General features: G+C 70.2%; 11 protein-coding genes. 9 read left to right on the top strand and 2 right to left on the bottom strand.

What is annotated here, in order from left to right; all coding sequences use genetic code 11:
• The first annotated feature begins 128 nt into the window (after nt 1-128).
• The 3 genes from ACTWQN_RS30175 to ACTWQN_RS30165 all read left to right on the top strand — a co-directional run bounded on the left by ACTWQN_RS30175 (nt 129) and on the right by ACTWQN_RS30165 (nt 2,520).
• Nucleotides 129-584, top strand: a complete 456-nt coding sequence (locus tag ACTWQN_RS30175; RefSeq protein ID WP_443206998.1) for a MarR family winged helix-turn-helix transcriptional regulator — start codon at nt 129-131, stop codon at nt 582-584.
• 4 nt (nt 585-588) lie between these two features.
• The gene (locus ACTWQN_RS30170; protein ID WP_443206997.1) at nt 589-1,341 is read left to right on the top strand and encodes a protein phosphatase 2C domain-containing protein; all 753 of its coding nucleotides are present in this window, start codon (nt 589-591) and stop codon (nt 1,339-1,341) included.
• 126 nt (nt 1,342-1,467) lie between these two features.
• Nucleotides 1,468-2,520, top strand: a complete 1,053-nt coding sequence (locus ACTWQN_RS30165) for a PH domain-containing protein (RefSeq protein ID WP_443206996.1) — start codon at nt 1,468-1,470, stop codon at nt 2,518-2,520.
• A 9-nt stretch (nt 2,521-2,529) separates the two neighbouring features.
• On the opposite strand, the gene ACTWQN_RS30160 is transcribed toward ACTWQN_RS30165, so the two are convergent.
• Nucleotides 2,530-3,417: a DUF72 domain-containing protein gene (locus ACTWQN_RS30160; protein WP_443206995.1), complete on the bottom strand. Its 888-nt coding sequence runs from the start codon at nt 3,415-3,417 to the stop codon at nt 2,530-2,532.
• A gap of 152 nt (nt 3,418-3,569) precedes the next feature.
• Nucleotides 3,570-4,733, bottom strand: a complete 1,164-nt coding sequence (locus tag ACTWQN_RS30155) for a cytochrome P450 family protein (RefSeq protein ID WP_443206994.1) — start codon at nt 4,731-4,733, stop codon at nt 3,570-3,572.
• A gap of 178 nt (nt 4,734-4,911) precedes the next feature.
• Between ACTWQN_RS30155 and ACTWQN_RS30150 the strand changes: the two genes are divergently transcribed.
• The 6 genes from ACTWQN_RS30150 to ACTWQN_RS30125 all read left to right on the top strand — a co-directional run bounded on the left by ACTWQN_RS30150 (nt 4,912) and on the right by ACTWQN_RS30125 (nt 10,626).
• Complete coding sequence (locus ACTWQN_RS30150; RefSeq protein WP_443206993.1) at nt 4,912-5,850, top strand: phosphate/phosphite/phosphonate ABC transporter substrate-binding protein; 939 nt, start codon at nt 4,912-4,914, stop codon at nt 5,848-5,850.
• 214 nt (nt 5,851-6,064) lie between these two features.
• Nucleotides 6,065-6,796 (top strand): GntR family transcriptional regulator, encoded by a 732-nt coding sequence (locus tag ACTWQN_RS30145; RefSeq protein WP_443206992.1) that lies wholly within the window; start codon nt 6,065-6,067, stop codon nt 6,794-6,796.
• Nucleotides 6,793-7,209: a phosphonate C-P lyase system protein PhnG gene (locus tag ACTWQN_RS30140; protein ID WP_443206991.1), complete on the top strand. Its 417-nt coding sequence runs from the start codon at nt 6,793-6,795 to the stop codon at nt 7,207-7,209. The genes ACTWQN_RS30145 and ACTWQN_RS30140 overlap by 4 nt, the downstream gene beginning before the upstream one ends.
• Nucleotides 7,209-7,742 (top strand): phosphonate C-P lyase system protein PhnH, encoded by a 534-nt coding sequence (gene phnH / locus ACTWQN_RS30135; RefSeq protein WP_443206990.1) that lies wholly within the window; start codon nt 7,209-7,211, stop codon nt 7,740-7,742. The genes ACTWQN_RS30140 and phnH overlap by 1 nt, the downstream gene beginning before the upstream one ends.
• The gene (locus ACTWQN_RS30130; RefSeq protein WP_443206989.1) at nt 7,742-8,851 is read left to right on the top strand and encodes a carbon-phosphorus lyase complex subunit PhnI; all 1,110 of its coding nucleotides are present in this window, start codon (nt 7,742-7,744) and stop codon (nt 8,849-8,851) included. The genes phnH and ACTWQN_RS30130 overlap by 1 nt, the downstream gene beginning before the upstream one ends.
• Nucleotides 8,848-10,626 carry an alpha-D-ribose 1-methylphosphonate 5-phosphate C-P-lyase PhnJ gene (locus ACTWQN_RS30125; RefSeq protein ID WP_443206988.1) on the top strand — a complete coding sequence of 593 codons (1,779 nt, stop codon included), beginning with the start codon at nt 8,848-8,850 and terminating at the stop codon, nt 10,624-10,626. Before ACTWQN_RS30130 ends, ACTWQN_RS30125 begins: the two co-directional genes overlap by 4 nt.
• Nucleotides 10,627-10,653 lie beyond the last annotated feature (27 nt).

The following is a 10,653-nucleotide window of genomic DNA, read 5'->3' as shown; positions in this document are numbered from 1 at the left end:
AGCGCTGGGTTGGGGCCCGCGGCCCGCGCCCACCACCCCTCGCAGGCGCAAGTAGTTGCAGAAGCGCCATACCGGCGCAAGCTGCTATAGTTGTAAGACGTGCGAGTCACGTAACGAGGAGGTGTGCGGTGGGGATCGCCGACGACGCCGTCGAGATTCGGGCCCACGGCTGGCGCACGCTCGCGGCACTGCACGGGAAGCTCGAAGTGGCGCTGGAAAAGGCGCTGCAGGTCGAGCACGGGCTCTCGGTCGTCGAGTACACCGTCCTCGACGCGCTGAACAGGCAGGACGGCTGGCACATGCGGATGCAGCAGCTCAGCCGGGCCACCGCCCTCAGCGGTAGCGCGACGACGCGGTTGGTCAGCCGACTGGAAGATCGCGAGCTGCTGACTCGAATCCTGTGCAAGGAAGATCGCCGCGGCATCTACACGGAGCTGACCGACGCGGGACGAGCCCTGCTGGCGAAAGCCCGCCCGACCCACGACGAGGCCCTGGAAAAGGCGTTGGCCGAGGCCGAACAGCTCCCGGAACTGGCCCCGCTGGTCGGGGCCCTGCACGCGCTGCCGCCGCAGCCAGGCGGCTGACCGGATGCAGGTCAGCTACGCGACGATCGCCACGCCGGGCCACGCGAACGAGGACTACCTCGCCGCCGGTCCGGACTGGGCGTTCGTCCTGGACGGCGCCACCGCCGCGTCCGGTGTGGACAGCGGCTGCGTGCACGACGTGCGCTGGCTGGTGCATCGGCTCGGCGGCGCACTGGCGCAGCGGCTGGCCGTGTCGGGGGAAACCGCGGCGAACCTGCTGGCCGACGCGATCCAGGCGACCGCCTCGGCGCATGCGGACACCTGCGACCTGCGCAATCCCGCCAGCCCGTCATCGACAGTGGCGCTGCTCCGGCTGCGCGGTGCCGACCTGGAGTACCTGGTGCTCGCCGACAGCCCGATCGTGCTCGACGTGGCCGGGGAGACCAGGGCGATCATCGACGACCGGTTGGAGCACCTGCCGAGCTACACCGTCGAGGCCGTGCGCGAGCAGCGGAACCGGCCCGGTGGGTTCTGGGTGGCGAGCACCGCGCCCGAAGCCGCTTACCAAGCGGTGCGCGGTGTGGTTCCGGATGGTGAGGTGCGTCGCGCGGTGCTGCTCAGCGACGGGGCCTCGCGCTACGTGGAGAGGTTCGGGCTGGCCGACTGGGCGGGGCTGATGGACCTCGTCGAGCGCGCCGGACCGGCCGAGCTGCTGCGCCGGGTGCGAGCCGCGGAGCAGGCCGAGACGCCCGAGCGGCGCAGCCAACACCGCGGAAAACCGCACGACGACGCGACAGCGGTGTTCGCGCGGTTCTGACCCGTCCCGATCTGTGCGGTCTGCTCTGTTCGAGCGGAAATCCGCTTGAACGGTTCCGCGACGCCCGGCGCCCGGTACTGAATGGGTGAGTGTGGCCCGGCTTCCGGTGTGTTGGAGGGACCTTCGATGAATCGTGAGCAACGTGGCGTCGTGAAGGCCGTGTCGGTGATCGCGGCCCTGCTGTGGGTCGTGCTCGGGTTGCGATTCGGATGGCCGTTCTGGTTGTGGATCGCGCTGGTGATCGCGACGATCGTGGCTCCCTGGTTGGTGATCTGGCGGTATCGGCGATGGCGGGCGGCGAAACGAGTTCCGGCCGAGCTGGTCGAGACCGCCCGGTCTCCGCAACCGCCGACGAACGAGCGGTCGTTGTCCGGCGTGCCGCTGCGCAGTGCGCACCCGGACTACCAGTTCTTGTTCTCCGGCAAGGTGATCTGGTACTCGAAGCCGGACGCGCCGGGGCTGCCGCACGCCGATCCCGGTGGGCTCGCGGTCGATCTGGTACTGGAGCAGGCGGCGCAGCTCGTCGCCGAGGTCGCACCGGATGAGGGGGAGCGCGCGCAGTACCGGTTGGCCGCCGCGCTGGGCGCGCAACGATCGGATCCCGCCGGGCATGTCGGCGCGTGGGCCAGCGAGGTTCGGTTGGAACTGCCGGAATCCGACGCGGACCGAATACGGGGACTGGCCGACGCCCGCAAGGATGTGGAGCTTTGGCAGCGGGCCCGCAACCACGAGCGCGACAAGCGCGCGTACTTGGCCGATGACGTGCTGAAAAACCCTGGTAGTGCGCTGGTTTGGTGGTTGGCGCGGGTGGACGGGGACGTCGACGAGGCGGTCCGGCAGATCGGCAACCTGCGGCGGCTGACCGCGGCCGCGCACGACACGCGAGTGCCGGACCCGGACCTCGACGCTCCACATTGGATCGGCGTGGTTCCGGCCGGGCAGTCCACGATGCAATCGTTGTTCATGGAGGAGTTCGAACTGGGCGGCAATGGCGTGGGCGCTTCGCAACACGTGTTGGCCGCGATCGAAGGCCTGGCCGCGGGCGATGAGCGCGCGGCGCTGAGCCGTCGGTTGGCCGAGGTGTTGGCGGCGCACGGGCACGACGAACTGGCGGAGCTGGTCCGGGATCGCTTCACCGCAGCCGATCGTCAGGAACTACCCGGCTCCGATGCCTCCTGACCGCCGTGCTCATTCGTTGGCGCAGCGTTTGGCGAGGGCCATTGCGTCGTGGGGGGCGTGGGCCCGCACGTCGTTGTCGAAATAGGCGTAGACGTCGCGGCCCTTGGTGGTCGGGGCTGGTTCGGTGACCGTGTGTTCGGTCTTGGGGCAGCTGCCCGAGTGCCAGGCGCGGATCAGTTTCGCCCAGTGGTCCAGGGCCTTCGCCGTGTAGCCGCTGGCGTACAGCTCCTCCGCGCCGTGCAGGCGGATGTAGACGAAGTCGCTGGTGACGTCTTCGAGGTGCGGCCAGGAACCGGCCGCGTCCGCGACGACCAGGCCGATGTCGTGGCTGCGGAGCAGTTCGACCGCCTCGGGCGCGGCGTAGTCGGGGTGGCGGACTTCCAGCGCATGCCGCAGCGGGCGGTCGGCATCGGTCTCGGTGAGCGCGCGACCCGACAGGCGGTCGTCATGTCGCACGGCCAGCGCGGCGGCCGAGGCGGTGCTGCGCGGCAGGAGGCGGAAGAACGCCGTCAGGCGTTCGACGTCGAACTCCAGCGTGGGCGGGAGTTGCCAAAGCAGCGGCCCGAGCTTGGCGCCGAGGGCCAGGACACCGGAGGCGAAGAAGTTCGCCAGCGGTGTTTCGACGTCGCGGAGCTTCTTCATGTGGGTGATGTAGCGACTTCCCTTGACCGCGAACAGGAAATCGTCGGGAGTCTGCTCGGCCCAGCGGCGGTAGTGCTCCGGCCGTTGCAGCGAGTAGAACGAAGCGTTGATCTCGGCCGAGCCGAGTCGGCGCGACAGGTACTCCAGCTCGCCGCCGCGCCGCAGCTCGCGCGGGTAGAACGGACCGTGCCAGGGGCCGTACACCCAACCGGAAGTGCCGATCCGAATCCTGCGCGAAGTCGAGCGAGCTCGCATGACCCTTCCAACGGTACCCGCCAACCGCCGCTTCGGCGGGGCGCCAACTCCGCGACGTGGACGAGGTGAAGGGCACCTTTTACCAAGTAAGTCGGTAAAAGGTGCCCTTCACCCTTCAGCCGAACGGCGCTTCTGGCACCGTCCGCGTGCGGTCAGCGAAGGGTGACCGGGAGGGTGCGCAAGCCGCGGTTGCGGAAGGAGTTCCGCCACTGCAGCTCCTCCTCGGGCACCGCCAGCGCGAGGCGTGGGAATCGGCTGAGCAGGGCGCCGAGGCTGACCTCCGCCTCCATGCGCGCCAGGGAGGCCCCGAGGCAGTAGTGCGGTCCGTGGCCGAACGCGAGGTGCGGGTTGTCCGCGCGGCCGGGGTCGAGGTGGCTCGGGTCGGTGTAGCGGTCCGGATCGTGGTGCGCCGAGACCAGGGAGAGCATCACCGTCTCACCGGCCGCGATGGTCACCCCGCCGATCTCGACGTCGGTCACCGGGAAGCGCCGGATCGCCAGCTGCGGTGGCGGGTCGAACCGCAGCAGTTCGTCCACAGTGGTCGTTGAAACCCCTTGGCGCGCCTGGGCGAGCGCCGCAGGTCGGGTCAGCAGTGCCGCGAGGCCGTTGCCCAGCAGGTTCACCGTGTTCTCGTATCCGGCGAACAGCACGAGGAAGGCCGCCGAGGTCAGCTCGTCCTCGCTGAGCTGATCCGCCTCGTCGCGCAGCTCGATGAGCGCGCTCAGGAAGTCGTCGGCGGGGTTGGCGCGCTTCGCCGCGATCAGGTCGAGCAGGTAGCGGTGCAGTCCGCGCAGCGCCTCGGCCGCCTGCTGCGGGGTTTCGGGCGCGAGCAGTCCGTCCGTCCAGGACCGGAAGTCCGGCCGGTCGGCGGCGTGCACGCCGAGCAGCTCGCAGATCGCCGTGATCGGCAGCGGTGCGCAGTAGGCGGGCAGCAGATCCACTTCGTCCTGCCCGCCCAGCTCGTCCAGCAGTTCGTCGGCGATCTGCTGGATGCGGGGCCGCAGCGGTTCGATCCGGCGCGGCGCGAAGGCCTTGCCGACGATGCGGCGCAGCCTGGTGTGCTCCGGCGCATCCATGTTCAGCAGGTTGGCGTCCAGCGCGGGCGGCAGCGAGAAACCGCGATAACCGCCGTTGGAGTGCTTCTTGTCCAGCGACAGCCGCGGGTCGGCCAGCGCCGCGCGCACGTCGGCGTAGCGGGTGACCAGCCAGATCGACGTGCCGTCCGGGGCGGTGGCGCGGTGCACCGGGGCTTGTTCGCGCAGTCGTGCGTAGGTGGCTCGGGGAGCGGTGATGAATGCGGAGTCGATCTCGATCACGGCATCGAACCTACGCGACATGCCTACGCGACATGCCCCGAGAGATGCCCCCGAGAGATGTCAGGGCAGATGCGCTGGAACGTCCTCCAGCGTTCGGTTCCGCGTAACCCGGAACCGACAGCAGCTCCATCTGCCTTCCGCACGCTGGCGGCGCACGTTGGCTATGGAAGGACCTGGCATGTTCAATATTTCCCGGCGGTTGCTCGCCGTGCTGGCCTGTGCGGCGCTGCCGTTGGGCCTGGCCGCCTGCGGCCCGAGCGCGGCGACCGACCAAGGCAGTGCGCGCAACCCCGATGAGCTGGTGTTCGCGTCCGTCCCGTCCGAGGACTCGACCAGTTTGGAGCAGGAGTTCAAGCCGCTGGTCGACATGTTGTCGAAGGAGACCGGCAAGAAGATCCGCGTCGAGAAGGCCACCGACTACGCGGCGGTCATCGAGGGCCAGCGCACCGGCAAGATCGACATCGCGATGTACGGGCCGCTGTCGTACGTGGTGGCGCGCAACAGCGGGGTGCGGATCACGCCGCTGGGCGCGCAGGTCGAGACCAAGGCAGCCGCGCCCGGGTACTGGTCGTACGGCGTGGTCAAGGCCGATTCGCCGATCCAGAGCCTGGCGGACTTCCGGGGCAAGCAGGTCTGCTTCGTCGACCCCAACTCGACCTCCGGCTACCTCTACCCGAAGGCGGCGCTGCAGACCGCCGGGATCGACGTCACGCGCGACCTCAAGCCGGTGATGGCCGGTGGGCACGACGCGTCCGTGCTGGCGATCAACAGCGGCCAGTGCGACGCCGGGTTCGCCGAGAACAAGATGGTCGACGAGCTGCTGCCGGAGAAGGGCGCCATCAAGCCCGGTGACCTGCGGGTGGTGTGGCGCTCGGAGCTGATCCCCGGTTCCCCGGCGGCGGTTTCCGACGACCTGGACCCGGCGCTGAAGGACAAGATCGTCGAGGCGTTCAAGACAAAGGCCAACGCCGACTACCTCAAGGCCAACGGCTTCTGCACCGACAACTGCGAGATCGGCGGCTACTGGGGCTTCGTCCCAGCCGACGACGCGACCTTCAACACCATCCGCGACGTCTGCAACATCACGCGCGAAAAGCAGTGCACCGACGGCGGCTGACACGGATAGGCGAGAGGTGAGGGGCACCTGTGACCCAGTTACTTGGTCACAGGTGCCCCTCACCTCGAAACCCCACACGATCGGTACTCCGAAAACGCCGCTCGATCGGTGTGGTTGGTGTTGGTGACAAGTGTTCGGGTTGTTCATCTGGGGGGTTCTGGGTGTTGGGGTCTGGGAAGTTGTTCGGACAAGGTTGGGGCGCAGGCTTCCGGCCGTGGTCAGAAGCCGGTATGTGGAGATAGCCGACACGCTCGCCGCCGAGCTCGCGGAGCTCCCCGCGGGGAGTCGGATCGCTGGTGAGCACGAGATCGCCGCGCGTTTCGAGGTGGGTCGGGCGGCGGCTCGCGCCGCCATGCAGGAACTGGAGCAGCGGCTGCTGGTGCGGCGGGTGCGGGGCGCTGGAACCTTCGTGAACCGGCGCATCGACTACGTGATCTCCCAGCGCCGGATCCCGTCGTGGCACCAGACCGTGCGCGAGGCCGGTGCGGTGCCGCGCTCGGTCGTGCGCGACGTGCGTCGCGAGCCGCTGCCCGAAGCCGAGGCCGCGCGGCTGGAACGGCCCGCGGGTAGCCCGGCGAGCCTGCTGATCCGCCAGTACTACGTCGACGACCTGCTGCACGGCTGGTCCAACGAGTGGATCCCGCTCGACGTGCTGGCCGACATCAACATCGCGGTGCACGCCATCGAGTCGGTCGACTCGATCCTGCGCCAGATGAGCAAGGTGCAGCCGGTCCGAGCCTGGTGCCGGGTCAGCTACACGCTGCCGGGGCCCGAGGTCGTGACCGGTCTGGAGACCGAGTCCGGCAGGCCGGTGTGGCTGGTGGAAAGCGTCAGCAGGGACGCCGCGACCGGCATGCCGGTGCTGTGCAGCCGCTCGTGGTCGCGCCCAGATTCCGCCCGGATCGTCGTCGAGATGGACGGGCCGTACCAACCGGAGGACGAGTGAACAGGGAACAGCGTGTCGCGCTGCTCGCGGTGGCCGAACCGGCCGAGGTGATCGAGCTGGCCGACCACTGCCTCGCGGCCGGTCCGCCGCCGACCGTGCTGGTGGGGCCGGAGGTGGGCTGCGTGTCGGTGCAGGTGCGGGAACCGATCGTGCGGGACCGGTTCCTGCTCGGCGATGTGCTCGCCTGCCGCGCCGAGGTGGAGTTCGACGGGGCGCGCGGCTGGGCGATGCGCCTCGGCGACGACCGGGCCGCCGCGCTGGCCGCCGCGATCCTGGACGCCGCGGTGGAGTCCGGGCGGGCCAGCGCCGAGGTCGACCGGCTCTGCGAGCGGGTCCGCGAGCGGCAGCGGTTGGCCGAGGACGCCGAATGGGCCGAGTTGGCGCCGACGATCGTCGAATTCGAGGAACTGTGATGACCACCTCCCTGGCGCCCCAGCTGGCGCAACTGGTCTTCCGCGCGGTGCTGGACGCGCTGGCCAGGCCGGGCGAAGTGCGGCACCTGCCGGACAGTCCGATGCCCGCGCCGCTGCTGCCGGTGCTGGCGCTGGCGGATCTGGACACCCCGGTGCACGTCGACAACTGGGCCGATGTCGTCCGCACGCAGACCGGCGCACCGATCGTCCAACGGTCCGGCGCGCGGCTGGCGGCGCTGCTCGAACCGCTCGATGAGCTGTCCGGTTTCCCCGTCGGCAGTGCCGCCGCGCCGGAGGACGCGGCATTGGTTTCCCTTGCGGTGCAAGGCTTTGACGCAGGTCCACTGCTGCGGCTGAGCGGCCCCGGCGTGCCCGGCCAGCGCCGGTTGCGGGTGTCCGGTCTGCCTGCGGACTTCGTCGCGCAGCGGCGGAACCTGATCGACTTCCCAGCCGGGATCGACCTGCTGCTGGTGGCCCCCGATGGCGGTCTGGTCGGTCTGCCGCGCTCCACCCGAGTCGAGGAAGGTGCCTGATGGGATATTCCGGAGTTCGCGGCGGGATGACCGCCATCCTGGCCGCCGAGCGGCTGGTGCGCCGATCGCGGGATCACGCCCCGGCGGGCTGGGCGAGCACCGAGCAGATCGTGCTGCGGTTCCGCCTGGCCGTCGACCGGATCATGGGCGAGGCCGGGCTCTACGACCCGCCGACCGCCGCCGATGCGTTCCGGCAGGCCGAAGGCGACGTGCTGGAGGCGGCGCACCTGGTGCGGGCGCACCGGTCGACGCTGCCGAGGCTGGCGATCACCGAGCCGGTCGATCCGGACGAGATGGTGGTGCTGCGCCGCATCGTCCCGGCCAACCGCACCCCGGACGGTCCGCAGCTGCTCGGTCGCACCACCGACTACACCGGGCGACTCCTGGAGCGCCCCGACGGCGAACCGAAGCCTGATGAGTCCACAGTGGATGAACTGGTCGAGCGCAGCGCGCAGCAGCGCCACCCGCGCCGCTTCTACCAGCTGCTCCGCGATCTCGACCTGGTCGTGGAGCACGGTGAGGAGGCCGAAGATCCGGAGCCGTTCGACATCACCCGCCGCGCCGCCCGCCCACCGGCGCCGCGTTCGGCGGTGCTGTCCAGCATGGCCCGCGCGGAGACCGGCGCGCTGGTCGGGCTGTGGTACCGGTCCGTCCTCGGGCCGGATGGCGACGTCCACGAGATCACCCTCGGCGACACCCGGCACGGCCGCGTGCCGCTGCGCGTCGTGCACCCGCACACCGGAAACCCCGTGGAGATCGGGCAGATCCGGGTGACCGAGGTGGAGGGCATCGAGGACCTCGACGGCGCCGACGAGGACCGCACCCGCTTCGACGTCGGCTACGGACTCTGCTTCGGGCACAACGAGCGCAAGGCGATCGCGATGGCGAACCTGGACATCGCCTGGCGCCGCGCCGCACCGGACAGTCCGCTGGAGCAGTTGCTGCTGCTCACCACCGACGGCCTGGACTCCGGGGGCTTCCTGGAGCACCTCAAGCTGCCGCACTACGTGACGTTCCGGTCCATGGTGGACCGCAAGATCGCCCGGCGGAAGGCGCGGAAGACCACCGAGCCGCGCGTGCCGGAGCCGTTCGGAGAGGAGTGCCGTTGACCACGGCGGTTCGAGATCTGTTGGCCGATGCCGAGGACCGCACCGGAATCCTCGACGAGGGCGCGAAGCGGGAGATCCGCCGCGCCGCGCTGGTCGCCGTGTGCGTGCCGGGCTACCAGGTGCCCTTCGGTTCCCGCGAGATGCCGGTGGCCCGCGGCTGGGGCTCCGGCGGGCTGCAGGTGACGCTGGGCGTCATCGGTGCCGACGACGTTGTGAAGGTCATCGACCAGGGCGACGACGGCGGCGTCAACGCCGTCAACCTGCGCCGGATGATCGCCGACACCACCGGCTGCGACGCCAGCACCGACACCCGCCGGGCGACGGTCATCCAGACCCGGCACCGGATTCCCGAGGAGAAGCTGAGCAGGCAGCACATCCTCGTCTACCAGGTGCCGGTGCCCGAGCCGCTGCGCGGCGTGCAGAAGTCGGTCGTCGAATGCGCCCGGATGCACGCCGAGAACGACTACTCGGCGATGTGGGTCAGCCTGTACGAGGACATGGTCCGCAACGGGGTGATCACCAAGTCGACCGGCTACCCGGTGCTGGTGGACGGCCGCTACGTGCTGGCGACCAGCCCGGTGCCGCGCTGGGACGTGCCGAAGCTGCACCAGTGCGAGCACCTGAACCTCTACGGCGCGGGCCGCGAGAAGCGGATCTACGCGATCCCGCCGCACACCGACGTGCTGCCGCTGACCTTCGACGACATCCCGTTCGAGGTGGAGCAGGTGCCGGGCGCGCGCTGCAAGTACTGCGGCTCGCGGACCAGCTTCCTGGTCGAGGGCGGTGGCGGCGAGTACGTGTGCAGCGACTCCGACTGGTGTTCGCGGGTCGCCGCCGGTGACGCCGACGTGGCAGGCCACCTGCTGCCGGTGGCCGTGCTGCCGGTGGTCGATCGCCGTCCGGTCGAGGTCGTCGAGGCGCCGCGACCGGTGGACGGTCCGGAGTGGGCGCTGCGGGTCGATGGCATCGGCAAGGTTTACGGCTCGGGTGGCGCGGCTGCCGTCGCGGGAACCGGGCCCGAGCACGGCACCGCGATCAGCCCCGAAACCGGTGCGGTGGTCGCGGCCTGGGACATCTCCTTCGACGTGGCGCCCGGTGAGGCGCTCGGGATCATCGGCGAGTCGGGTTCGGGCAAGTCGACCGCGCTGCGCTGCGTGATCGGCGACGAACCCGCCACCGGTGGAAGCGTCTACCTCTCGGGTGTCGACGGTGGTGGCACCGACCTGCTGCGGATGGATTCGGCGCGGCGTCGGCGGCTTCGGGTGGACACCATGGCGGTCGTGTACCAGGACCCGGCCGCTGGCCTGGACCTGCGGGTAACCGCCGGTGGCAACGTGGCGGAACGGCTGACCGCCGCCGGATGGCGCGGCTACCAGGCGATCCGCAAGCGCGCGGCGGAACTGCTCGACCGCGTCGAGGTCCCGCTGTCCAGAATGGACGATCCGGTGAGCACCTTCTCCGGGGGGATGCGGCAGCGCGTGCAGATCGCCAAGGCGCTGGCCACCGAACCGCCGGTGCTGCTGCTCGACGAACCCACCACCGGACTCGACGCCTCGGTCGCGGCGGGGGTGCTCGACCTGCTGCGCGGGCTGCTCAACGAACGGGACATCGCGGCCGTGGTGGTCAGCCACGACTTCGCGGTGATCGAGGCGTTGACCGACCGCAGCCTGGTCATGCAGCTCGGCAGGGTCGTCGAGCGCGGCCTCACCGACCAGCTCTTCGCCGACCCGCACCACCCCTACACCCAGCGGCTCGTGGCCGCCGCCCGAAGGTGAGACCAGCAGTGTCCACAGTGGAGGAAA

The sequence above is a fragment of the Saccharopolyspora antiqui genome (assembly GCF_052246905.1).
In the GTDB taxonomy this organism is placed as follows: Bacteria; Actinomycetota; Actinomycetes; order Mycobacteriales; family Pseudonocardiaceae; genus Saccharopolyspora.
Note: the sequence above shows the minus strand (reverse complement) of the source record. Positions and strands in the feature narration are given on the sequence as shown.